This is a genomic window from Cupriavidus sp. SHE, assembly GCF_000812445.1.
GTDB classification, from domain to species: Bacteria; Pseudomonadota; Gammaproteobacteria; order Burkholderiales; family Burkholderiaceae; genus Cupriavidus; species Cupriavidus metallidurans.
Map to the genome: position 1 here is coordinate 1 of NZ_JWMB01000012.1, position 23831 is coordinate 23831.

A 23831-nucleotide genomic window follows, 5' to 3' on the forward strand; every position below is an offset into this window, starting at 1 on the left:
GTAGTGTCCAGTTTGGCCTGGAACGCGTGTCCAGTTTGCGTTGGAACAGGTGCCCAGTTTGCGGCGGAGCGGGTGTCCAGGTTCGGCGGAATACGCACCTGCTGGGGCGGGGCGCCTGATCAGATAGAATCCGGCCTGTTTTCCGAAACGCCACGGCGCAGTGGCGATACCGGCGCATCAAGTATCCCACTATGACCGATAGCAGCAAGCTCTTGTCGAGGATGGCTACCGTCCTCGTCTTCGCCTTTCCCGTGTTGATCCTGTGCGTGCCACGCGGCGCGGGCGTGTTTCTGGCGGGGGTCGGCGTACTGGCGCTGCTCGGCTGGCGGGGCATGGGGCGAGCTTGGCGCGAGTATTCCAAGGTCATGACACCGCTGGCCATTGCCGTGCTGGCCTTCATGCTTGTCTACGTCGGCTCGAAGCTCTACTTCCACACACCGTGGAACGTTATCGACAATCCCTCGCGAACGCTGCTGGCCATTCTGACGTGCTGGGTGATCGTGCGCGCGGCGCCCAATCCCGCATGGCTCTGGCGAGGGATCACAGTGGGGCTGTTTCTGGCGTTGCTAATCGTTGGTTATCAGCGCTTCATGCTGGGCGATGACCGGCCATCGGCGTTTGTTCAGGCGATTGCCTTTGGCAATATGGTGGCGGCGCTTGGGTTAGTCGGTTTTGCCCGGCCTGGTGAAACCCGACGCATTCATGCAGAGGCATGGTTCAACGTGCTATGCGCTGTCGGCATTCTGATGCTGAACGGGACGCGTGGGGCGATGGTCGCCATGTTTGCGACGCTGATTCCGATGCTGCTGATTCGTTATCGGAGGTTCACGTTTCGGATGTTCCTTGTGGCGATCGTCACAAGCGTTGCTCTGGCGGCCGCGGCATATGTACTGCCCGGCAGCCCGGTACCCGCACGCGTGAATCAGGCCGCGCAAGAGCTTCGACAGTATGAGCAAGGGAACATCGAATCATCAGTTGGCGTGCGTTTGAAGATCTGGCACGTCGGTATGCAGTACTTCGCCAATCATCCCTGGACCGGCGTCGGAGTGGGGCAGTTCGCTCGCATTCTTCGAGCGACACCATTCTGTCAACAGCAGCCGAAGTCGCTATCGTGCATTGTTGAACATGCGCACAACGACATTGTTGAGGCAGCCTCTACCACGGGAATTTTGGGGTTGCTGACGATGCTCGGGCTTTTCCTGGTCCCAGCAGAGCTGTTTCGCCGCGCGCTGATTGCTTGTCGAGGCAGTCACCACCAGCAAGGTGTGAGTCTCGGAGGCGCGGGGCTTGCAGTGGTGATGACATCATTGATTTGCGGCCTCACCCAGGTCACGACTGCCCACCAGGCCAACGTCGTCTTCTACGCGGGGCTCATTGGCCTGTTGCTGGGGATGGCCGGGCGCGAGGCGCATTCGGCGAGTGCCGACGGCGCCTGACCTTGCCCGCGGTCAGGACCGCGGCGTGGCGCTCGTAGCCAGACTTTCGCGCCGGCCGCGTTCGCCGCGTGCGGACTTGGTGGCAGCGGGCATGGCACCCACTCTTGTCTTCCCCGGCAACTTGTACATCGCTCCCGGCGCCGACGTCAGCAGCGTGTTGATCTGCACTACGTCGTCTTCCGACAGCGCGCCGGTGGAAGCCTTCAGGCGCATGCCATTCATGATCGTGTCGTAGCGTGCCTTGGCCAGGTCGCGGCGGGTCTGGAACAGTTGCGCCTCCGCGTTCAGCACGTCGATATTGATGCGCACGCCCACTTCATAGCCAAGCTGGTTCGATTCCACCGCGCTTTGCGCCGAGCGTTCGGCTGCCTCGAGCGCCTTGACCTGCGCGAGCCCGTTGTACACACCCGAGTAGGTCTGCCGGGCGGTCTGCGCGGCGGTACGGCGCGCGAATTCGAGATCGCTCGCGGCCTTGTCGGCAAGCGCCAGGGTTTCGCGCACGCGCGACTGGATCTGACCACCGGTGAAGATCGGGATGCTCAACTGGACGCCCACCACACCCGAGTTGTAGCGGCTGCCCACGTTACTGAGCTGCGTGGCCGTGCCCTGGGCGTTGGTGTAACCGTATGAAGCGACGAGGTCGACGGAAGGCAGGTGGCCTGCCTTGGCCTTGTTCGTTTCGCGCTGCGCCGTTTCGAGGTTGTATCCGGCCAGGCTGACTTGCGGATTGGCCTGTTCGGCCTGGGTTGCCCATGCGTTGACATCGGCCGGCGCCGGGCCCGGAATCGCCGCTTCGGAGCGCAGTCCCATCAGTTCGTCGACGGATTTGCCGGTGATCTGTTGCAGCGTGGCGCGGGACACCTCGAGCGCGCTTTGCGAAGCAATCTCCGTGGAGGTGGCCAGGTCGTAGCGCGCCTGGGCATCGTTGGCGTCGGTAATGGTGGCGGTGCCTACCTCGAAATTGCGCTTGGCCTGCTCGAGTTGCTCGCCAATGGCCTTCTTCTGGGCACCCGCCAGGTAGAGGTTGTCCTGCGCGGCCAACACATCGAAGTACGCCTGCGAGGCACGTGTGATCAGGTCGAGCTGTGCCTGCTGGAAGGTGATCTCGCCCGCCAGTGCGGCCAGTTCTCCCTGCTTGTAGGTTTCCCATCGATCCCAGCGGAACAGCGGCTGTGTCAGCTGCAGCTGCCAGGTGTTGGCATTGAAATAGCGGGTGACGTCGACCGGCGAGCTGTAGTCGGCCTGGGTCCGCTGCGCGCCTGCCGTGCCAAAGACCTGCGGCAACAGGCCCGAGCGCGCCTGGGGCAGCTTCTCGCGCGTGGCGACGAGCTGCGCGCGTGCGCTGGCGAACTGGGCGTCATTGGATTGCGCATCGCGATACACCTGCAGCAGATCGGCTGACTCCGCGGCCGGCAAGTGCAGCAGGGCCACAAGAGCAGCCGCGAGCGGCAGGGATCTTCTGGCCGCACCGGGCACGGCGGAAAGCGGAAAACTCATGACATCTCCAGCGCGGCCTGCGACGCGGCGCGGCCAATGTTCGGTTACATCGACGGGTGGTACGGCAAGGACTGCGGAGGTGCTGCAGGGCGGGATGGTCCCGGGCGGTGTTGCCGTCCCGGGGCCAGTTCCCGGGTCAGTACTGCGGGACGGACGGGTCGACTTGCGTCGACCAAGCGTGAATGCCGCCGGTCAGGTTGTAGACCTTGGCATAACCCTGGCGCTCGAGGAAGTTCGCCACCTGCATGCTGCGCGCACCGTGGTGGCAAATGCAGACGATTTCGGCGTCTTCGTCGAGTTCATTCAGCCGGCCAGGAATCTGGCCCATCGGGATATGCGTGATGCCGGGCATTGCGGCGGTCCGGATCTCGATGTCCTCGCGTACGTCGAGCAGCACCGGTTTCGCGCGGCCGGCATCCGCCAGCCATTGGGCGAGTTCGGGAGCGGTAATGACTTGCATATCTGGCGTCTGATCAGAACTTGAAGCGCGACGGCTGGACGGCGCCTTCCAGCGGCTTGGCCAGCGTCTCGAACAGGTCGACAACCTGGTACTCGGTCTCGGAGGCGCGCGTGATGATGCGGGCTTCCATGACCGGGGCCGAGCCGACGATGGCGGCGATACGGCCGCCGACCTTCACCTGGGACAGGATCGTGCTCGGAATTTCCGGCACGGACGCCGAGATGCAGATCACGTCGTACGGCGCGGCGACCGCCCAGCCTTCGGCGGCGTTGCCTTCTGCGACATCCACGTTGGTGATGCCGGCGTTGGCCAGGTTCTGGCGAGCCAGGGCAACCAGTTCGGGATGAACGTCCACGGTGAGCACGTGACGGGCGCGGTTGGCCAGCAGGGCGGCCATATAGCCGGAGCCCGCGCCAATTTCGAGCACGTTCTCATGCTTGCGCACGTTCAGGTCCTGCAGGAGACGGGCCTCGACGCGCGGGGGCAGCATGTTCTCGCCGCACGGCAGCGGAATCTCCATGTCGACGAAAGCCAATGCGGCGTAGGCCTGCGGTACGAACTGCTCACGCTTGACCACGGCCAGCAGGTCCAGGATTTCCTGGTCCAGCACGTCCCATGGGCGGATTTGCTGTTCGATCATGTTGAAGCGGGCTTTTTCGAGATCCATCTTGCCTTTCCTTCCAAATGCTTGCGGGGTTGCGCTGCCGGTTAGCGGGTGATGCCGCCGTCAGCGCTGTCGTTGCGGTTGATGCTGGGTGACGTCCCGACGGGTGCCGAAGCCGCAGCCTGCCGGGAAGTTACGCAAAAGCCCACTATTTTACCCTCTCGCACCCGAATGGCATGTTTACAAAACATTAGAAGCGAGCGGCGGGATGCGTTTGTGCCACGGTGGTGTCGAGACGCCATCTTGCGGGCGACAAGGTCGGTCATTGGCCCGTCTCCGCAGGTGGCGCCAGGTCCGCCGCGCGTTCGGCCAGCAGCTCGTCGCGGATCCTTTCCCATATGTATGGGCCCTGGACCGGCGGTAGCGGCGTATCGCGCGATGGCCCGGTGGTCAGGCCGAACAGCAGTACCTGGAGCAACTGGTCGACGAACGCCTCGGGGTCGATGACCCGGCAGTCCAGTTGTCCAAATGCGCTCCGCCAGAGCATCAGGAATACCAGTGGGGCGCAGATCAGCGTGGTGGTAGGGTTTGCCGGCGCGGCGCGGAACTCGCCGCGCGCCACGCCACGGGCCAGCACACGTGCGAACAGTTCGTCGCCGGGTCCCATGACCTCGTCCTGGTAGAACTGGGCGATATCGGGGAAATTATGCGATTCGGCCATGATCAGCTTGGTCAGGCCGGCCACGGGTGTGGCGCCGATCAGGCCCCACCAGCCAAGCAGCAATTCGCGCAATAACTCGGGCGTGGAGCCCTCGTAGCGATCGACCAAGTCCGTGCCGCGCACGAGCGCGGGCACCATGTTCTCCCGGACCACGGTCTTGAACAGCTCTTCCTTGTTGGCGAAGTAGAGATAAACCGTGCCCTTGGATACGCCCGCGGCGGCGGCGACATCCTCGAGTCGTGTTGCCGCGTAGCCGCGCTCGACGAAGAGGTCCAGCGCCGCGGCAACCAGTTCCTGGGGGCGGGCAGCCTTGCGCCGGCTCCAGCGCCGGGTATCAGGGTCTTTCTTTGGCAGGGCGGCGGTCACGGTGTGCGGGAATGGCAGGGCCCTCGGGCGGAGCAAGGCGTCGCGGGGACCGATATTAATAACCTATGGGTCAGTAATGTAGGGGGGCGCTTACGTATGGTCAAGCAGACAATATGAACAAGGCGCAGCTTGTTAAAAAGTGCCTCATTTGTCTCACGTGGTCGAAGTTGCCCTTTGTTTCAGGTGCCAGCGCCCGCCTGGGGCACAATTGCGGCTTTCTTAGGTCTGATCGGCTTCATATGCTGTTTTTCGGCAGTTGCCGCAGAAATCTTCACCATGACGTGCCAATCCGCTTTGACCTGCCGCGAAGGCTGTGGCGCTTGCTGCATCGCGCCGTCGATCACCTCCCCGCTGCCGGGAATGCCCGCTGGCAAGCCCGCGGGGCAGGCATGCGCCCAGTTGCTGCCCGACATGCGTTGCGCGGTGTTCGGGCGGCCCGAGAGGCCGGATTTCTGCGGCGGGCTGCGTCCGTCGCATGAGATGTGCGGCGATTCGCGTGAGGCGGCGCTGCTGTGGCTGACGCGGCTGGAAGCGATGACTGCGCCGGCATCCCGTTCGGATGGTGGCCATGCTTGACGGAGGTAAATCGATGATTGGCACAACGCGCCGGCGCTGGCTGGCGGCTGCGGGTGTCGCGGCGCTTGCCACGGCCGGATGGCTGGGTGGATGTAGTGTGTTCCGCGACGAATACACCTTCTCGCAAAGCCAGTTGCAGGCGGCGCTGGAGAAGAAATTTCCGTTCAACAAGCGGTATATGGAGCTGTTCGATATCCAGCTTGCCAATCCGCAGCTCATGCTCGACGCCACGCGCAATCGCGTGACGGTGGCATTCGATGCGACGATCGACAATCGCCTGTTCTTCCGGCAGCCGCTGACGGGGCGCTTCGCGCTTGACAGCGCCCTGCGGTACGACCAGCCAACGCGGTCCCTGGTCCTGCAGGACCCCGAGGTCAAACAGTTCGACGTGCAGGGGCTGCCAAGCCAGTTTTCTCGCCAGCTCAATGCGCTTGGCGGTATTCTCTCGGAGCAGTTGCTGCAGGGCTATCCGCTCTATACGTTCAAGCCGGAGCAGCTTCGGCTGGCCGGCACTAACGTCGAGCCCGGTACAATCACGGTCCTGCCGGACGGTATCAACGTCAAGATTAATCGGCCATAAATCCGAATCAACAATAATGCTCGTGCCCGCGCCCATACCGGCGGGTCTTGCGCAGACTTTTCGCGCCTCCCTCTCCTGATTCCGCATGGATATTGCACTCGCCCTGAAAGCCGTCATCCTTGGCATTGTCGAAGGACTGACCGAATTCCTTCCCATCTCCAGTACTGGTCACCTGATCCTCGCGGGTCAGTTGCTCGATTTCAACGACGAGAAGGGCAAGATTTTCGAGATCGTGATCCAGTTTGGCGCCATCCTGGCCGTTTGCTGGGAATTCCGACAGCGCATCGGCACCGTGATCAGCGGCCTGGCCAGCGATGTCAAATCGCAGCGCTTTGCGGTCAACGTGATCGTGGCCACGATACCGGCCATCGTGCTGGCGCTGGTCTTCGGCAAATGGATCAAGGCCCATCTGTTCAACCCGATCACCGTGGCGACGGCGTTCATCATCGGTGGCGTGGTGATCCTGCTGGCCGAATGGCGCGAGGCGCGTCGCGGCACGGTGTCGGCCCCACAAGGCAATGCGTTGCTGGAGGCCGCCAAGGCGGGCGCGCCGCGCATCGAATCGGTGGACGACCTGAACTGGCGCGATGCGCTGAAGGTGGGTCTGGCCCAGTGCTTCGCGCTGGTGCCCGGTACCTCGCGCTCCGGTGCGACGATCATCGGCGGCATGCTGTTCGGTCTGTCGCGCCAGGTGGCCACGGAGTTCTCGTTCTTCCTGGCGATTCCGGTGATTTTCGGCGCCACGGTCTACGAACTCTACAAGGCGCGCGCGCTGTTGTCCGCTGACGATCTCGGCATCTTCGCGGTGGGCTTCGTTTTCGCGTTCCTGTCGGCGTTCCTTTGCGTGCGCTGGCTGCTGCGTTTCGTGGCCACGCATGATTTCAAGCCATTCGCGTGGTACCGCATCGCCTTTGGCATCATCGTGCTCCTGACCGCGTGGACCGGGGTCATTTCCTGGCACGCCTGATCGCTGCCGGGCTTGTCCCGGCATCGGAAATGCAAAGAGGGGCGATTGCCCCTCTTTTGCTTTGTTGCGATTCGATGGTCGATATCCGCTTACTTCTTCCGGAATACGACGTCCCACACGCCATGGCCAAGGCGCAGTCCGCGCTTCTCGAACTTGGTCACGGGCCGGTAATCGGGCCGTTCCGCGAATCCGCCATCGGCCTTCGACGTGTTTTCGAGGGCCGGCTCGCCGGATAGCACTTCCACCATCTGGTGGGCGTACTCTTCCCAATCGGTCGCGCAGTGAATGTAGCCCCCCGGCTTGAGCCGGCTGGCCAGCAGCTTCACCAGCGGCGGTTGCACCAGTCGACGCTTGTTGTGGCGCTTCTTGTGCCACGGGTCGGGAAAGTAGATATGCACGCCATCGAGCGAGTTCTCGGTGAGCATGTGCGCGGCGACTTCGACGGCGTCGTGCTGCATGATGCGCACGTTCTGAAGGCCACGCTCCCCGATCAGCTTGAGCAGGGCGCCAACGCCGGGCTCATGCACCTCGCAGCCCAGGAAGTTGTCCTGTGACCGGAGGCCGGCGATATGCGCCGTCGTCTCGCCCATGCCAAATCCGATTTCGAGGATCGAGGGCGCCTCGCGTCCGAAGGTGGCCGCCCAGTCCAGCGGTTCGGGCTGGTAGGGAACGATATAGGTCGGTCCCAGTTCGTCCATCGCCCGCTGCTGTCCGGTCGAGGTGCGCCCGGCACGCCTGACGAACGAGCGGATTCTGCGCGGATGTGCGACTTCGTCGCCCGGGTTGGAAGTGCCTTGGGAGGCGTCGGCGGACTTTCCAGACGCGCTTTCGGCATCGTCGCCCGGCAGCGGATCGGTGTTCGTGTCTTGGGGAAGCATGGCAACAAAAAGCCGCCGGGCGGATCGCCGATCATCGTTTCGACCGGGTGCCAGAGGCGGCTTGCGTAGTGAGAGTGGAGCGGGCGATGGGAATCGAACCCACGTCTTTAGCTTGGGAAGCTAAGGTAATGGCCATTATACGACGCCCGCTATGGCTTACTGGGGGCGGATTGTAGCATGACAGGGCCGAGAGGCCAGCCCGAGCCGTGACTAGCATTCGGCGTCTTTCGGTCGCCCGCCTAAGGAAGGTCGGATTGCACGAATGCTGCTGCCAATCGGCACGCATAGAAATGCCGCGATGGCGGCCGCGCCCCGATCCATGGCCGCGCCGTTGACAACCCCCCAGCATGCAGCCGGCACCTATCGTCCAGCCGAGCAGTATCCCAGCCGCGCATTGATTCGTGATCCCCGGAGGTGCCGGCGCGCAAGCTCGATCTCAGCATTTTGGGCGGCGATATCTGCAAGCTGGCCTCTTTCATCTGGCGCCTGTCGATAGATTGTCTGCCGTTCGGCTAACTCGAAGATTCGTTGGGGGATTCCAGGCTGCAGGCGCTCGTATTCGGCAAGGGTGTCAGGGAGGGCGGCATCGGTCCGTAATGAAGTGTCGTTTGCGGCGCATGCATGGTGGCTATCGGATGGGAGGAGGGCGGTCCTGTGTCCTTGGGAAAGCTGCTCCAGCCAGGCCATTCAAGCGTCCGCGCACAAAGGCGGAGTGGAACACTGCCGTCAGGAGATTCGTTGGCCGCCCGGTCTTTGCCGCATCATTGCCCGGCATGATCTCGTCCAGTTCGCGACCCGTTTTCGTCCTCGTCAAAAACCTTACTGTCCCGGCCAACCCGGCGCACAATACCGCCTACCACTACACAAGCCACAAGCGCCCCCCGCTCTCGTGCACCCGATTCCTGCCCAACGCTTCAACGCGGAGTTTCTGCCCCGTATCGCCGAGCGCGTGCAATCGCTATTCCATGGCACGCTGAACGTCGAACTGCTTCCTCACACATCGGTAGACCAACCCGCGCGGCTACGTATCTGGGCCCTGGCGCGTGCTGGTGGCGGGCGCTACGCGTGCCCGCTCGATATCACGTTGTCGTGGGATAGCTACGAAGTCGACCGCTTGTTTGCCGCGGGTGGCGATCAGCGGTTTGCCGAGTACCTCGGCGCCTTGCCGGGCAAGCTCAATGCGTGGCAGGACGCACGACAGTTCGACTTCAATTCGCGTACGCAAGCCGACACCACCGTGCTGCTTGGTGGACTCGATTTCGAGCACCTGATTCGGTAACCACCGCCAGACTCTCGCGTCAAATGTGCGCCGAGGGGCCATTCAGTGTGCGTCCAAATGCCACTCTTCTGATGCGATTGGCTCAGGGTTTCACGTCCAGCCTGCAGGTCGCGTGGGCTTCAGTGTTGGCGTCGAGCCAGCGCAGTCCTTGCCCGTGGGCGATTGCGTTCGGCAGGCCGAGCCACGGCTCCACGCAATAGAAGTCGGACGTATTTTTTTCGGTCCATGTGGTGACCGCATACCAGGGCGTGCTGCTTTCCCCTTCCGTGAACAGTTCGATATCAATCGTGCGGGATGGCATCGCGAGACCAACGGACCCCGCTGCCTGGAGGAGGTGAAAGGTATCCTGCAGCCGCGGATCGGCGATGGAGTAGGTGCTATCGCCAGGTTCGGTGCCGGTGAGGCTTCCATCTTCCTTCTGGCGAACACGTGCGGACGGTGGCATCGACAGGCGGCTTTCCGCGCGTTGCTCGTGCGGCAGGGCGAAGTAAAAGTGGTGGCCCGCGTAATAGGGCAGGGGGCGGCTGCCTAGGTTGCGTGTGGTGAGCGTGACCTCGAGCCCATTGGTCGTCAAACGATAGGTGACGGCGAACGCGAAATCGTAGGGATATCCCGCGTGGGTGGCGTCGGATGACGTCAATGTCAGGCTGATGGACGAGTCCGAGTGCGCGGTCACCGTGAACGGCAGATCGCGGGCGAAACCGTGCTGGGGCAGGCTGTGCACCGTGCCGTCGGGGTCGCGCCACTTGCCCGCTTCGCCGTCGACGAAATGGCGTCCGATAAATGGAAACAGCAACGGATTGCCACCACGGATCTTGGCAACGCGCGACCAGTCGGCGTCATCGGGCCAGAACAGGATGTCCTGCCCATGATGGACCCAACGCACCAGCCGGCCACCATGGTCGGGGGCCAGCAGCAGATAGCTGCGGTCGTTATCGATCCTGAGAAGATCCTGACCCTGGTATCGCTGCGTGGAGGTGGTGGGCATGTCGACTGCGGAAGATAAGGGGAGAACCGAAGGTTAGCACCCTGCCTCTTCGGCTCATTTCTTCGGCCCATTCAGGCGCCATCGCTCAGCCAAACATCTCGTCGCTCATGTGGATGGTCTCTCGCAGCAGCGGGTAGACCTGCGATTCCCAGCGTTTGCCGTTGAACACGCCGTAGTGGCCCACGCCGGTCTGGATGTGATGCATCCGCATATACGGGCGCAGGCTGGCGCAGAGGTCCTGCGCGGCCATGGTCTGGCCGATCGCGCAGATGTCGTCGCGCTCTCCTTCCACGGTCAGCAGGGTGGTGCGGCGGATCGCGTCGGTCGATACGCGCCGGCCCGCCACGTCGAGCAGCTTCTGGGCCAGCAGAAAGCGCTGGAAGACCAGGCTGATGGTCTCGAGATAGAACTCGGCCGTCAGGTCCATGGTCGCGAAGTACTCGCTATAGAACGTCTGGATTTCGTCGGCCTTGCCATGCTCTCCGCGCGCACGCAGGTCATACAGATCACGCAGCGCCTGTTCGTGGCGCTCGCGGTTCATGCTCATGAACGCGATGAGCTGGACGAAGCCCGGATACACGCGTCGCAGCGCGCCGGCGAAACGCAGCGGCACGTATCCGATCAGCGTGTTTTCGAACCACTCGATCGGGCGGCTGGTAGCCAGCGCGTTGACGCGGGTGGGATTCACGCGCGCATCGATCGGGCCCGCCATCAACGTCAGGCTCGGCGGCTGTGCCGGGTCGCCGTCCTCGGCCATCAGCGCGACGGCCGCCAGCGCGGCGACAGTCGGCTGGCACACGGCCACGACATGCGTGTTGCCACCCAATACGTGGAGGAACGTGATCAGGTGATGCACGAATTCGTCGAAGCCGAATCGGCCACAGACGAGCGGGATGTCACGAGGGTTATGCCAGTCGGTAATGTAGACGTCATGGTCGCGGAGCATCGTTTCCACGGTACCGCGCAGCAGCGTGGCGAAGTGGCCGGACATCGGCGCCACCAGCAGCACACGCGGTTGCTGGGGCGCGCCCTCGCGGCGAAAACGCAGCAATGTGCAGAACGGCGTACGTATGACGATTTCTTCGGTCACGGGCACATGCTCGCCGCGACCATTGATACGCACGCGGTCGATGCCGAAAGGAGGGCGGTAGTGAGTCAGACGTGCCAGTGCCAGCACTTCGCACCAGGCGCGTAGCGCGCGCAGCGTCTCGCTGTTGTCGGCGCGACGGTATCCGGAGATGAGCGTGGAGGCGATGTCGGCCAGCGAGCAGGCCGGCTGCATCATATCCGCGTAGAGCTGATAGGTCTGGTAGAGCATGGCTCGGTCCCCCCACGTCCGTCGAGCCCCATTGCCGCAATATATATGCCACGGGCGTCGATGTTGGCACGCCGTTTGCAAATTTTGTCTGGCTTGGTGGGTGAGGGCACGCAAAGGGTGCGGAGTGGCGGAGCGGCCCCGTAGCGGCGACGACAGGCGGCCTCGCACTGGTGCCGGACGCGCCGGCGGCACGCACCGCGCGGGTGCGTGCTGGCATATGGTCCGCTCGCCGCCGATACTGCAAGCGAACATCGCACAATGCCCCGGGGGCAGAGGAGGCACGATGTCGAAGACGACGCTGACGATCAGCAGCAAGACGTATTCGTCCTGGTCACTGCGTGGATGGTTGCTGGCCCGGTTTGCGGGGCTTGAATTCGAGGAGGTGCTGGTGCCGCCGGATGACCCGGCCGCGCGGGCGGAGATCCTGCTGCTGTCGCCGTCGATCCTGGTGCCGTGCCTGCGCCATGAGGGCGTGACCGTCTGGGACACGATGGCGATTGCGGAGTACCTCAACGAGATCCGGCCAAAGGCGAAGCTATTGCCGGACGATCTGGTCGCGCGCGCCCACTGCCGCGCGATCTGCGGCGAAATGCACTCCGGCTTTGCCGCCATGCGCGCGGCGCTGCCAATGAACCTGAAGGGGCATTTCCCGGGACTGAAGGTCTGGTCGCGCGCGCAGGCCGATATCGACCGCATTACCGCGATCTGGGCGGAGTGCCTGCAACGCTACGGCGGTCCTTACCTGTTCGGCAAGCGCCGCACCATTGCCGATGCGATGTACGCGCCGGTGGTGACGCGTTTCATCACGTACGGCGTGAAGCTCGATGCGCCGCTCGTCGAGTTCTGCAAGACGATCCTGGCCATGCCCGAGATGCAGGAATGGATTCATGCCGCTCGCGAGGAGCCCGACGAGATCAGCGAACTCGACGTCGAGTTCTGACGCCGCGCCTTACGCCGGTTGCGCGGCGCGCGTCAGGTAGTCCTCGGCATACGCGAAGTACCACGTCAGGCACTCGGGATTCGCCATGGCATCGCGGTTGGCGATCTTCTCGGGTGCATGACCGAGCAGCAGCTTCTTGATCGGCACTTCCATCTTTTTGCCCGAGAGCGTGCGCGGCACGCCGGGCACCTGCAGGATCTCGTTCGGCACGTGCCGCGACGACAACGCAACGCGAATGCGCGCGCGCAGGGTGTCGCGCAGGGCATCGTCCAGCGCCATGCCCTCTCGCAGCGCCACGAACAGTGGCATATACGATTCGCGGCCGAGGTATTCGAGATCGACCACCATGCTGTCGAGCACTTCGGGCAACTCTTCCACCACGCGATACAGCTCGCTCGTGCCCATGCGGATGCCGTATCGGTTGATCGTCGCATCGGAGCGACCGTAGATGATGGCGCCGCCGCGCGGTGTGATGCGAATCCAGTCGCCGTGGCGCCACGCGTTCGGATAGGTGTCGAAGTAGCTGTCGCGGTAGCGCTTGCCGTCGGCATCGCCCCACAGGAACAGCGGCATGGATGGCATCGGCTCGGTGCAGACCAGTTCGCCCACCTCGTCGATCAGTGGCTTGCCGTTGTCGTCAAAGGCTTCGACCTTGGCGCCCAGGCAGCGGCACTGCATTTCGCCCTGATAGACCGGCAGCAGGGGGCATCCGGCCACGAACGATCCGGCGAAGTCAGTGCCGCCGGACATCGGCGCCAGCCAGATGTCGGCGCGCACGTGCCCGTAGATCCAGTCGTACGCTTCCTCCGGCAGTGGCGATCCCGTCGAGCCCAGACCGCGCAGGCGTGACAGATCGGCGATCTCCGCCGGTTCTACGCCCGCCTTCATGCAATTGGTGAAGAATGCGGCGCCGGCGCCGAACATCGTCACACGCGCCTGATCCACGAATCGCCAGAGCACGCCGGCATCGGGCCACGCCGGGTTGCCGTCGTAGAGCGCGATGGTGGTGCCCAGCAGCAGGCCAGCTACCTGCGCATTCCACATGATCCAGCCGCTGCTGCTGTACCAATGGAACACATCATCTGTGCCCAGGTTGTTGTGGAATGCCATCAGCTTGAGCTGCTCGATCACGATGCCGCCGTGCCCGTGGACGATTGGCTTTGGCATACCGGTGGTGCCGGACGAATAGACGATCCACAACGGATGATCGAACGGGACCGGCGTGATCTCGAGCGGCACGTCGTGCGCCAGCACGTCGCTCCAGGTGTGGCGCCGGGCATGTGGCTCGGGCGTGACGTTGCTGCCGATCGACGGCACGATCACGAGGTCGGTCAGCGAGGGTAGCGCGGCAACCAGATCGGCGACCACAGGCGCTCGATCGTACGTCTTGCCGCCGTATCGGTAGCCATCGACGGCGATCAACACCTTCGGTTCGATCTGGCGGAAGCGGTCGATCACAGCCACCTGGCCCATGTCCGGCGCGCAGCCGGACCAGATCGCGCCCACGCTGACGGTTGCCAGGAATGCGACGATCGTTTCCGGCACGTTGGGCAGGTAGCCGGCCACGCGGTCACCGCGCGTTACGCCCATCTGGCGCAAGGCGTGGGCAACCGAGGCGACTTGTGATTCCAGCGCGTCCCAACTGATATCGGCTAGCGGTTGGGCCTCGCCGGCATGGCGAATGGCGGTGCGCTGGCGTGCCAGGCCGGTGCCGGCGTGGCGGAAGATCTGCTGCGCGTAGTTGAGCGTCGCGCCCTCGAACCAGCGCGCGCCCGGCATGGTGCGGCGATCCAGCACACGCTGCGCGGGCGTGTCGAAGCGTACGTCGAAGTAATCGACGATGGTCTGCCAGAACGCTTCGATGTCGGTGACCGACCATTGCCAGAGGCTGGCGTAGTCACGGAAGTCGAGGCCGCGCGCGCCGCGCAGCCACTTCATATAGGCGGCCAGATGGCTGCTTTCGGTGAATGCCGCGGACGGCGTCCATGCCGGCTGTCCGGCCTGGGTTGCAAGCGTCATTTGTCTCCTCCGGGCCCGTCTGCGCGGGCCATGAGAGTGTTGTCGTGGATTGCCGGTCAAAAAGCGATGATAGCGGGCAATCGCGCTACTTGCCTGGGCCTTCCTCGAACAACGAGCCCCACATCTGATCCACGCGGGCCTTGATCTCCGGGGCCATGGTGATCGGGGTGCCCCATTCGCGCGTGGTTTCGCCGGGCCACTTGTCGGTGGCGTCGATACCCATCTTCGATCCCAGGCCGGAGACCGGCGAGGCAAAGTCGAGGTAGTCGATCGGCGTGTTGTCGACCATCACGGTGTCGCGGGTCGGGTCCACTCGCGTGGTGATCGCCCAGATCACTTCCTTCCAGTCACGAACGTCGATGTCGTCATCCACCACGACGATGAACTTCGTATACATGAACTGGCGCAGGAAGCTCCACACGCCGAACATCACGCGCTTGGCGTGGCCGGCGTACTGCTTCTTCATGCGGACGAGTGCCATGCGGTAGCTGCAGCCCTCGGGCGGCAGGTAGAAGTCGGTGATCTCGGGAAACTGCTTCTGCAGCAGCGGCACGAACACCTCATTCAGCGCCACGCCGAGCACGGCCGGCTCGTCGGGCGGCTTGCCCGTATAGGTGGAGTGGTAGACCGGGTCGCGCCGCATCGTGATGCGATCGATCGTGAAGACCGGGAACCAGTCCTGCTCGTTGTAATAGCCGGTGTGATCGCCGTACGGGCCTTCCAGGGCGTGCTGGTAGCCGGACGGGTGGTTCGGATCGGGCTGGATGTGGCCCTCGAGGATGATCTCCGCCGATGCGGGCACCGACAGTTCGGACAGCGTAGGCGTGATACAGCTGGCCAGTGCGGTGCGGCTGCCGCGCAGCAGGCCGGCGAATTGGTACTCGGAGAGTGTGTCGGGCACGGGCGTGACGGCCCCGAGGATCGTGGCCGGATCGGCGCCCAGCGCCACGGCGATCGGAAACGGCTTGCCCGGGTTGGCCAGCGCGTGCTCGCGGAAATCGAGCGCGCCGCCACGGTGGGCGAGCCAGCGCATGATGACCTGGTTACGGCTGATGACCTGCTGGCGATAGATGCCCAGGTTCTGGCGCTTCTTGTGCGGGCCCTTCGTCACGACCAGGCCCCATGTAATTAGTGGTGCTGCATCGCCGGGCCAGCAAATCTGGATTGGCAGGCGCGCGAGATCGACGTCGTTGCCTTCCCAGACGATCTCCTGGCACGCGGGGCTGCTCACGCGCTTGGGCGCCATGTCCCATACGGATTTGGCCAGCGTAAACAGCTTGCCGGCTTCACGCAGGCCACGCGGCGGCTCCGGTTCCTTGAGGACCGAGAGCACGCGGCCGATGTCGCGAAGATCCTCAAGTGACGATGCGCCCATGCCCTGCGCCACCCTCTGTGTCGTGCCGAACAGATTTGCCAGGACAGGCACCTTATAGATATCGCCATTGTCACGTCGCGGTTGCTCGAACAGGACCGCCGGGCCGTTCGCGCGCAGCAGGCGGTCGCAGATCTCGGTCATTTCGAGGTTCGGAGACACCGGTGCTGCCACGCGTTTCAGCTCGCCACGCTGCTCGAGCTGGCTCATAAAATCGCGCAAGTCTTTGTATTGCATAGTGAAATCGATTTGGGGTGCGGTGTCGCGAGGGGTCATGGCGCGACGTTTCCAATGTGTGTGACGATACACACGCCATCGCAAAGGCGCAAAAAAATCGTGCCGGCGCGCGAGTTGAAATTGTAAATAAACTGCGAGGCCGGTCAGGTGGTGGAGGGGGAGCAATACTAGGCCCGGCTTATGATTCCGGGTTTGCGGGTGCGCTGACGGCCGCCCGGAGGCCGTTGTTACATATATATAAAAGTAGTGTTATTGCAATTTGTTATGCTTGACGGGTTATAAAAGCGTTCCTACAATCCGGTCTGCTCTTCGAGGTGTTGCGCCGCAACATGGCTTTTTGTCCTCTGTCAATAGGATGTCTGCCGAATCGCTGCGAATACAACACCTCAATTGATCGCGATCATGAGGCTGCCGGGAGTGGCCCGATCGACGATCACCCCGGCGGGATGCCGGGGCATGAATGAGTGCTTAGTGGCAGGGTGCGGCTCCCCAGGTTCGTACCCTGTTTCTCGTTGGGCGCATGGGGAGCGCCCGCCAACAGGTGCTGGACACCCCTGCTAGGTGACGCAGCATCCTTACTTGAGTACGTTGAGATCGGGCTCGCGCAGTTGTCAGGCGCGCGCAGCGGGCAGCGGATGGAGGTAAGCATGAGCGGTTGGAAAACCCTTCATCTTCCCGGTATCGGGCGGGCATTGCAGGTCCGCTTTAGACAACCGGTTCCCGGTGTGAGCCGCGCACTGCAAGTGCGACTGGCCCATCCGGTGGCAGGCCGCGCGTTGCTGCGCGGTGGCCGCACAACCTTGAAGTACACCCTGAACAGTCTCGGGGTGCTGTCGGTGGCCGCAGCGGTCACCTTGACCGTCAGCCAGCAATGGCGGACCTCGCTCGCCGGTGCGCTGGCAGGCAATGAAGCCCCTGCCGTGCTGGTGGATGCCGCCATGTCGAAGGATTCGATCAGCCATGTGCCGCCCATGTCGGCGGATGTGGCCGCGTCGCGCCTGGTGGCCGCCGTGGCCAGCCATGGCAGTTCGGGCCTGCCGACCGTGTCGGGCGTGGACGAATGGAGCCAGACGGCTGCCGGCAAGGTGCCGTCCGTGGCGCATCTGGCCGCGCAGATTCCGGTCCAGCGCGTGGCGCTGGACGCCCGCAACACGGCTGCGCTCGGCTCCGCGCGTGAGCAGGCTGCCGTGGCCGAGTACATCGCCCGCAAGTACCGCGTGGCGACGCAGGCGACTGCGCAGCTCGTGAAGGCCGCCTATATGACGGGTCGCGAGGTCGGTATCGATCCGCTGCTGATCCTGGGCGTGATCGCGATCGAGTCGAGCTTCAATCCGTACGCGGAAAGTGGCGTTGGCGCGCAGGGCCTGATGCAGGTCATGACGAAGGTTCACCAGGACAAGTACGAGGCCGTGGGCGGCGTGTCCGCCGCGCTGAATCCGTACGCCAACATCAAGATTGGCGCGCTGGTGCTCAAGGATTGCATCGCGCGTGCCGGTTCGATCGAAGGCGGGCTGAAGTACTACGTGGGTGCCACGACCAATACCGACGGCGGCTATGGCGCCAAGGTGCTGGCCGAGCGCGCGCGTCTGCGTGCCCTGCTGGGTCTGCCGAACACGGAGAAGGCACCGGCCGTTTCCGATACCAAGACGCAAGCCGAGCATCATCAAGGCACCGAGAAGCTCGAGGCGTCCGGCAATACGGCCCAGTCGGCCTGAGCAGCGGATTCTCGTCGCTCATGAAAAAGGCACCCCTTGGGGTGCCTTTTTCGTTTGATGCCTGTGAAAAGGTGAGCAACCCAGGCAATCCGCGCAGGCGCTACCTCTACCTCTACCGCTACCGCAGGAAATGATGCAATCGCTGCATCGCCTCCTCGATGTTCTGCATCGACGTCGCGTATGAAATCCGGATGTAGTCGTTGGCGGTATGCGGGCCGAAGTCCGTGCCAGGCACCATGACCACGCCGGCATCGTGCAGGATGGCCTGTGTCAGACGGTCAGCGTTGCCGGCGGCGGGATGATTGACGTGGCGGCAGTTGGCGTAGACGTAGAACGCGCCGTCTGGCTTGACCGGCACGCGCAGACCGAGTGCTTCGAGCGCGGGGACGATGGCATCGCGGCGGCGGCGGAATTCCGCCTTGCGCTCGTCATAGATCGCCAGTGCCTCGGGCGTGAAGCAGGCCAGCGCGGCGTGCTGGGCCACGGCCGACGCGCAGATGAACAGGTTCTGCGCGACCTTCTCGAATGCCGGCACCAGCGAGTCGGGCACCACAAGCCAGCCGAGGCGCCAGCCGGTCATGTTGAAGTACTTCGAAAAGCTGTTAACGGTCACGACGTTGTCGTCGAGCGAGAGCGCCGAGACCGGCGGTGCGTCGTACGACAGCCCCTGGTAAATCTCGTCGAGGATTGCGAAGCCCTGGCGCTTGCGGACCTCGGCCAGGATGGCCTTGAGTTCGTCGGGCAGGATCGACGTGCCGGTCGGGTTCGACGGCGATGCCAACAGCACGCCCCGCGTGTTCTCGCCCCAGTGCCCGATCACCTGGGCCGCCGTGAGCTGGAAACGTTCTTCCGGGCCGCTCGGGATCATCTTCGCGTGGCCATCGAATGCCGCCACGAAATGCCGGTTGCAGGGGTAGCTCGGGTCCGGCATCAACACCTCGGCGCCGATCTCGACGAGTACGGCGCAGGCCAGCAACAGCGCGCCCGAGGCGCCGGCCGTGACAATCACGCGTCGGGCCGGGACATCGATACCATAGGCCGTCTTGTAATAGCCGGCGATGGCTTCACGCAGCGCGTGGATGCCAAGCGCGCCCGTGTACTGGGTGACACCGCGGCGCATCGCGGCTTCGGCAGCGTGAATGACCGGCGCGGCAGCCGTGAAGTCGGGCTCGCCGATACCCATATGGATGATGTGGCGCCCGGCGCGTTCGAGTTCGGCGGCCTGCTTGGCCAACTCCATCACGTGGAAGGCGTCGATGTTGGCGAGGCGGGAAGCGGTGGCAAGGCGCTGGAGATCCATGGCAATCGGGACTGGCCCGTCAGAGAGTCAGAGAAGGGATGGCATGGCGCATCGTCATCGGCTGCGCACGCCGAACATCGGGTGACCAAACGAAAACACCCGCCGGGGCGGGTGTTTTGCCGGTGCTGAGCATATTCGAATGCCACGCACCGAAATGCAACATCTGTTTTAAATGCGCGAATTAACGTCGAGCTGATACTTCTGGCGCCCGCACCTGCGCGGCCAGCTTGTCGAGCACGCCGTTGACGTACTTGTAGCCTTCCACGCCGCCGAAGGTCTTGGTCAGTTCGACAGCTTCGTTGATCACGACCTTGTACGGAATGTCCAGGCAGTGCACGAGTTCGTAGCTGCCAACCAGCAGCGCGGCGCGCTCGACCGGCGACAGTTCGTCGACGGTGCGGTCCAGGAACGGCTCGAAGGCCGCCGTCAGACGTGCTTCCTCGCGCACGGCGCCACCCAGCAGGGCGTCGAAGTGCTCGCGGTCGGCCTTGTTGAAGCCTTGGGCATCGTGCAGATGGGCCTGGATGGCGCCAATATCGTTGCGATTCAGCAGCCACTGGTACAGGCCCTGCAAGGCCAGCTCGCGCGAACGGCGACGCGCGCTCTTCGGCGGTGCCTTCGGCTCGGTGCGGGGCTTGGCGCCAGCCGGCTTGCCGGCTGCCTCGCCCTTGTCGCCGGTGTCGGGCGCGTCACTCATCATCTTCCTCGTCTTCTGCGTCTTCGGCGTCATGCTCGCGCAGCGAATCGAGCGCGACCACCAGGTTGGCCATTTCCACTGCGGCGCGGGCGCAATCGCGGCCCTTCTCGCGGGTGCGGGCATGGGCCTGGGCGTCGGTGTCGACGGTCAGGATGCCGTTGGCGATGGGCACGTTGAAATCGAGGCCCACGCGAGTGATACCGGCGCCGGATTCATTCGAGACCAGCTCGAAGTGATACGTTTCGCCACGCACCACCGCGCCCAGCGCGACCAGCGCGTCGAACTGGCCGCTCTCGGCCATTTTCTGCAGCGCCAGCGGCACTTCCAGTGCGCCCGGCACGGTCACCAGCAGCGTGTCTTCACCTTCGACGCCCAGCTTTTTCAGTTCCGCCATGCAGGCCTCGCGCAGTTCGTCGCAGACGGGCTCGTTGAAACGTGCCTGCACGATGCCGATACGCAGGCCTTCACCGTCGAGGTTGCTCTCGTAGAAGCCGTGATCCATTGTTATTTCTCCAGTGATTCGGTCAGGCAGCCGCGCGGATGCGCCGCTGCCGGGTCAATCGGTACGATCCGTTCCCGGTCAGCCGCGATTCGACTCGCCGCTCATCGGCTGGCAGCCAACGATCTCGAGTTCGTAACCGGTCATGCTCGGCATCTTCTGCGGCGAACCCAGCACGCGCATCTTGCCCACGCCGATGTCGCGCAGGATCTGCGCGCCCACGCCGTAGGTGCGCAGGTCCGGCTTGCGGCGCGGACGGTTCTCCGGAGCATCCAGCGCGGCGAACTGCTCGAACAGCATTTCCGGCGAGTCGCCGCAGTTCAGCAGCACCATCACGCCTTGTTCGGCGCCATGCAGCACTTCCAGCGCGGCGGGCAGGCTCCACGAATGGGTGGTGTGGCCGGCTTCCAGCAGGTCGAGCACCGACAACGGCTCGTGCACGCGCACCAGCGTCTCGCGGTCCGGCTGGGGCTTGCCCTTGACCAACGCCACATGGGCGCGGCCGGACGGCTTGTCGCGATACAGCACGCTGTGGAACGTGCCCCACGGCGTTTGCATGTCGCGCTCGCCCACCCGTTCGATGATGCTTTCGGTGCGGCTGCGGTAGTGGATCAGGTCGGCGATCGTTCCGATCTTGAGGTCGTGCTCGCGCGCGAACTCGATCAGGTCCGGCAGCCGGGCCATCGTACCGTCGTCCTTCATGATTTCGCAGATCACCGCGGCGGGCGTCAGGCCAGCCAGGGTGCCAAGGTCGCAGCCGGCCTCGGTATGGCCGGCGCGGATCAGCACGCCGCCGGGCTGGGCCGTCAGCGGGAAGATGTGACCGGGCTGCACCAGGTCGCTCGCGCGGGCGTCACGGGCCACGGCGGCCTGGACGGTGCGGGAACGGTCGGCTGCCGAGATGCCAGTGGTCACGCCTTCGGCGGCTTCGATGGATACCGTGAAGTTGGTGCCATGCACGGTGCCGTTGCGCGACACCATCGGATACAGCTCGAGCTGGCGGCAGCGTTCGGCGGTCAGCGTCAGGCAGATCAGGCCGCGGCCGTACTTGGCCATGAAGTTGATGGCTTCCGGCGTCACGAAATCGGCCGCCAGGACAAGGTCGCCCTCGTTTTCACGATCTTCCTCGTCCACAAGGATGACCATGCGGCCGGCACGAATGTCGGCAATGATGTCTTCGATACGAGAGATAGTCATGGTTGGGGCGACGTATGAGTGGCGAGCGGGATGCTTTTCGGCGGGCAGGGCCGGCGGCGGGATGCGACGATGCCGGCGAAATCAAGGCCGCTATTGTACGCCAAGCCGTGCATGACTGGCCCGCTCCGACCCCGGGCGCCGCGGCGCCACCGCATCCGGGTTGGTCCCGGTTGCATCGGTGTGCGCGAAGCGCCATATCATGAAGCCATGACTTTTGCCATCTAAGGAGATCGCGCATGACACCGCCGCTGCAGGGCATCCGCATTGTCGAATTTGAAGGAATCGGCCCCGGGCCGCTGGCGGGCCGGATGCTGGCCGACATGGGGGCGCAGGTGACAGTCATCGCGCGGGGCCAGCGGGTGGCTGTGGCCGACCAGCTAGGTGGTGACAAGCCCAGCCCGCTGCGGCGCGGCAAGGTCATCGTGCCACTCGATCTGAAGCAGCCTGACGATCTGGCCGAGGCAATGCGGTTGGTGGACGGCGCCGATGCCTTGATCGAAGGTAACCGTCCGGGTGTGATGGAACGGCTGGGCCTGGGCCCGGCCGACTGCGCCGCCCGTAATCCGAAGCTGGTCTATGGGCGCATGACGGGGTGGGGCCAGTCCGGCCCGCTCGCGCAGACCGCCGGACACGACCTCAACTACGTGGCGCTGACGGGGATCCTGTCGCTCTCGGCCCGCCCGGGCGAGGCGCCGATGATCCCGCCCACCGTGGTCGGCGATGCGGGCGGCGCGCTGGGGCTGGCGTTCGGTATCGTCTGCGCCCTGCTAGACGCCCGTGCCTCGGGGCGCGGGCGTGTGGTCGATGGCGCCATCGTCGACATGGTGGCGATGCTCGGCAGCATCGCGGTGTGGGTGCGCAATAACGGCCAGCTCGATGGCCCCACACCCAGCCCGTTCCATCAATCGCCGTTCTATGATGTGTATGGCTGTGCCGACGGTGGATTCATCACGATCGGCGCGCTGGAGCCCCAGTTCTATGCGCTGTTGCTGGAGCGGCTCGGCATGACCGACGTCGATCCCGCCGCGCAGTATGACCACGCGGCCTGGCCCGCGTTGAAGCAGCGTTTCACTAGGCTCTTCGCGAGCGAGCCGCGCGCGCACTGGGACGCGCTGCTTGGCGGCACTGACGTTTGCTATGCACCGGTGCTGAGCATCGCGGAAGCGGCGCGGCACCCACACAATGTGGCGCGCGGCGTGTTTATCGCCCAGGAGGATGGGGCGCTGGACGTGGCGGGCGCGCCGAGGTTTGCGCCGTCAGGGGCGGCCTGACTGGAGCGAATGCGCACGGCGCGCATCGAGCGGATCGAGCGGAGAGGGGGAGAACATGAGATACGTAATGACGATCGTCGCACTGTGTCTGGGTGTCTTCATGAGCCCCCGCACGATGGCGCAGGAAGCCGCGCTCGAGGAGAGCGTCACGACGGTAAGCCTGCCGCGAGGCACCGAGCTGAGTCTCGTGGTCAGCAAGAAGCCCGGCTCCAGCCCTTCGACGGCGGCGCTGCTGTTTCCGGGCTATCCCGGCGTATTGCGGGTCGAAGTCCAGAACGGGGCGCCGGTCTATCAGCTTCGCGGCAACTTCCTGGTGCGCGCGCGCCGGCATCTGGTGAGCGATCAGGTGATGACGGTGATGGTCGACTGCCCGAAGGACTGCTGGAGCAACTGCGATGACGACTACCGGACGTCGGACCAGTATGCGGTCGACGTAGGCGCGGCGATCGACAAGCTCAAGGCGGACCTTGGCATTGGCAAGGTCTACCTGATCGGCACGAGCTATGGCACCGTGTCGAGCGCCTTCCTGGCGCGCAAGCTCGATGGCCGCATCGACGGCGCGGTGCACACGTCCACTATTACTGACCCACGCGCAGGCCGCAATCGCAATGCGCACGGCCTGCCGATGTGGAACTTCGACTGGACGGCGACGCATGTCGATCAGTTGTTTGTCCACCATCAGGATGACCCGTGTCCGCTGACGCAGTACCGGAGTATCGTGGCCCGGCGTGGAAACATTCCATTGATCACGGTGCTGGGGTCGAAGGGGGCGCGTGGAGAGCCTTGCGAGGCGTTCTCCCAGCACGGCTTCGTGGGACGCGAACAGGTGGTCATGCGGGCGATTGGCGACTGGATTGCCACGCGCAAGGCTGCGGAGACGGTGGGCGAGAAGGGCGACGAGTAAAAGGCCCGCG

At 64.1% G+C, this 23831-nt stretch carries 23 protein-coding genes and 1 tRNA gene; 9 read left to right on the plus strand and 15 right to left on the minus strand.

What is annotated here, in order from left to right:
* Window positions 1–191 precede the first annotated feature (191 nt).
* Entirely contained in the window at window positions 192–1436 is a 1245-nt protein-coding gene (locus RN01_RS05910) for an O-antigen ligase (RefSeq protein WP_024569966.1), read from the plus strand.
* Between the two features lie 12 nt (window positions 1437–1448).
* Here RN01_RS05910 and RN01_RS05915 read toward each other — a convergent pair whose 3' ends face one another.
* The 4 genes from RN01_RS05915 to RN01_RS05930 all read right to left on the minus strand — a co-directional run bounded on the left by RN01_RS05915 (window position 1449) and on the right by RN01_RS05930 (window position 5084).
* Complete coding sequence (locus RN01_RS05915) at window positions 1449–2933, minus strand: TolC family outer membrane protein (protein ID WP_024569965.1); 1485 nt, start codon at window positions 2931–2933, stop codon at window positions 1449–1451.
* 136 nt (window positions 2934–3069) lie between these two features.
* Window positions 3070–3393, minus strand: a complete 324-nt coding sequence (locus RN01_RS05920; protein WP_017513381.1) for a rhodanese-like domain-containing protein — start codon at window positions 3391–3393, stop codon at window positions 3070–3072.
* 13 nt (window positions 3394–3406) lie between these two features.
* Complete coding sequence (locus RN01_RS05925; protein ID WP_017513382.1) at window positions 3407–4060, minus strand: protein-L-isoaspartate O-methyltransferase; 654 nt, start codon at window positions 4058–4060, stop codon at window positions 3407–3409.
* A gap of 259 nt (window positions 4061–4319) precedes the next feature.
* The gene (locus RN01_RS05930; RefSeq protein WP_024569964.1) at window positions 4320–5084 is read right to left on the minus strand and encodes a TetR/AcrR family transcriptional regulator; all 765 of its coding nucleotides are present in this window, start codon (window positions 5082–5084) and stop codon (window positions 4320–4322) included.
* A 276-nt stretch (window positions 5085–5360) separates the two neighbouring features.
* Here RN01_RS05930 and RN01_RS05935 point away from each other — a divergent pair, with 276 nt between their 5' ends.
* The 3 genes from RN01_RS05935 to RN01_RS05945 all read left to right on the plus strand — a co-directional run bounded on the left by RN01_RS05935 (window position 5361) and on the right by RN01_RS05945 (window position 7207).
* Window positions 5361–5660 (plus strand): hypothetical protein, encoded by a 300-nt coding sequence (locus RN01_RS05935; RefSeq protein ID WP_017513384.1) that lies wholly within the window; start codon window positions 5361–5363, stop codon window positions 5658–5660.
* Window positions 5661–5673: 13 nt separating this feature from the next.
* Window positions 5674–6240, plus strand: coding sequence for a DUF1439 domain-containing protein (locus RN01_RS05940; protein ID WP_017513385.1), 567 nt, complete (start codon window positions 5674–5676; stop codon window positions 6238–6240).
* 85 nt (window positions 6241–6325) lie between these two features.
* Window positions 6326–7207 carry an undecaprenyl-diphosphate phosphatase gene (locus RN01_RS05945; protein WP_011517276.1) on the plus strand — a complete coding sequence of 294 codons (882 nt, stop codon included), beginning with the start codon at window positions 6326–6328 and terminating at the stop codon, window positions 7205–7207.
* Window positions 7208–7296: 89 nt separating this feature from the next.
* Here the strand turns inward: RN01_RS05945 and trmB are convergent, their stop codons facing one another.
* The 3 genes from trmB to RN01_RS35055 form a co-directional block, all read right to left on the minus strand.
* Window positions 7297–8085, minus strand: a complete 789-nt coding sequence (trmB, locus tag RN01_RS05950; protein ID WP_017513386.1) for a tRNA (guanosine(46)-N7)-methyltransferase TrmB — start codon at window positions 8083–8085, stop codon at window positions 7297–7299.
* 75 nt (window positions 8086–8160) lie between these two features.
* Window positions 8161–8235: transfer RNA gene (locus RN01_RS05955), tRNA-Gly, on the minus strand.
* 210 nt (window positions 8236–8445) lie between these two features.
* Window positions 8446–8772, minus strand: coding sequence for a DUF2335 domain-containing protein (locus RN01_RS35055; protein ID WP_128646594.1), 327 nt, complete (start codon window positions 8770–8772; stop codon window positions 8446–8448).
* A 202-nt stretch (window positions 8773–8974) separates the two neighbouring features.
* Between RN01_RS35055 and RN01_RS05960 the strand changes: the two genes are divergently transcribed.
* Window positions 8975–9364: a DUF5594 family protein gene (locus RN01_RS05960; protein WP_017513388.1), complete on the plus strand. Its 390-nt coding sequence runs from the start codon at window positions 8975–8977 to the stop codon at window positions 9362–9364.
* 82 nt (window positions 9365–9446) lie between these two features.
* Here the strand turns inward: RN01_RS05960 and RN01_RS05965 are convergent, their stop codons facing one another.
* Together RN01_RS05965 and RN01_RS05970 are read right to left on the minus strand one after the other, a co-directional pair.
* Window positions 9447–10352, minus strand: a complete 906-nt coding sequence (locus tag RN01_RS05965) for an aldose epimerase (protein ID WP_024569963.1) — start codon at window positions 10350–10352, stop codon at window positions 9447–9449.
* Between the two features lie 85 nt (window positions 10353–10437).
* Window positions 10438–11670, minus strand: coding sequence for a polyhydroxyalkanoate depolymerase (locus RN01_RS05970; RefSeq protein ID WP_017513929.1), 1233 nt, complete (start codon window positions 11668–11670; stop codon window positions 10438–10440).
* A 283-nt stretch (window positions 11671–11953) separates the two neighbouring features.
* Here RN01_RS05970 and RN01_RS05975 point away from each other — a divergent pair, with 283 nt between their 5' ends.
* Complete coding sequence (locus RN01_RS05975; RefSeq protein ID WP_008642239.1) at window positions 11954–12610, plus strand: glutathione S-transferase family protein; 657 nt, start codon at window positions 11954–11956, stop codon at window positions 12608–12610.
* Window positions 12611–12619: 9 nt separating this feature from the next.
* On the opposite strand, the gene RN01_RS05980 is transcribed toward RN01_RS05975, so the two are convergent.
* Both RN01_RS05980 and ubiD read right to left on the minus strand, forming a co-directional pair.
* A complete protein-coding gene (locus tag RN01_RS05980; protein ID WP_017513928.1) occupies window positions 12620–14629 on the minus strand; it encodes an acetoacetate--CoA ligase in 2010 nt (669 codons plus the stop codon).
* 85 nt (window positions 14630–14714) lie between these two features.
* A complete protein-coding gene (gene ubiD / locus RN01_RS05985; RefSeq protein ID WP_024569962.1) occupies window positions 14715–16238 on the minus strand; it encodes a 4-hydroxy-3-polyprenylbenzoate decarboxylase in 1524 nt (507 codons plus the stop codon).
* A 647-nt stretch (window positions 16239–16885) separates the two neighbouring features.
* Here ubiD and RN01_RS05990 point away from each other — a divergent pair.
* A complete protein-coding gene (locus RN01_RS05990; protein WP_024569961.1) occupies window positions 16886–17953 on the plus strand; it encodes a lytic transglycosylase domain-containing protein in 1068 nt (355 codons plus the stop codon).
* A gap of 118 nt (window positions 17954–18071) precedes the next feature.
* Here RN01_RS05990 and RN01_RS05995 read toward each other — a convergent pair whose 3' ends face one another.
* The 4 genes from RN01_RS05995 to ribBA form a co-directional block, all read right to left on the minus strand.
* A complete protein-coding gene (locus tag RN01_RS05995) occupies window positions 18072–19253 on the minus strand; it encodes a pyridoxal phosphate-dependent aminotransferase (RefSeq protein WP_017514139.1) in 1182 nt (393 codons plus the stop codon).
* A 181-nt stretch (window positions 19254–19434) separates the two neighbouring features.
* Window positions 19435–19950 (minus strand): transcription antitermination factor NusB, encoded by a 516-nt coding sequence (gene nusB, locus RN01_RS06000; RefSeq protein ID WP_008642244.1) that lies wholly within the window; start codon window positions 19948–19950, stop codon window positions 19435–19437.
* Complete coding sequence (ribH, locus tag RN01_RS06005; RefSeq protein WP_017514137.1) at window positions 19943–20452, minus strand: 6,7-dimethyl-8-ribityllumazine synthase; 510 nt, start codon at window positions 20450–20452, stop codon at window positions 19943–19945. Before ribH ends, nusB begins: the two co-directional genes overlap by 8 nt.
* A 78-nt stretch (window positions 20453–20530) precedes the next feature.
* On the minus strand, window positions 20531–21646 hold the full coding sequence (gene ribBA / locus RN01_RS06010) for a bifunctional 3,4-dihydroxy-2-butanone-4-phosphate synthase/GTP cyclohydrolase II (RefSeq protein ID WP_017514136.1): 1116 nt from the start codon (window positions 21644–21646) through the stop codon (window positions 20531–20533).
* A 236-nt stretch (window positions 21647–21882) separates the two neighbouring features.
* Between ribBA and RN01_RS06015 the strand changes: the two genes are divergently transcribed.
* On the plus strand, window positions 21883–22917 hold the full coding sequence (locus RN01_RS06015; protein WP_017514135.1) for a CaiB/BaiF CoA-transferase family protein: 1035 nt from the start codon (window positions 21883–21885) through the stop codon (window positions 22915–22917).
* A 67-nt stretch (window positions 22918–22984) separates the two neighbouring features.
* Window positions 22985–23821, plus strand: coding sequence for an alpha/beta fold hydrolase (locus tag RN01_RS06020; RefSeq protein ID WP_223277286.1), 837 nt, complete (start codon window positions 22985–22987; stop codon window positions 23819–23821).
* Window positions 23822–23831 lie beyond the last annotated feature (10 nt).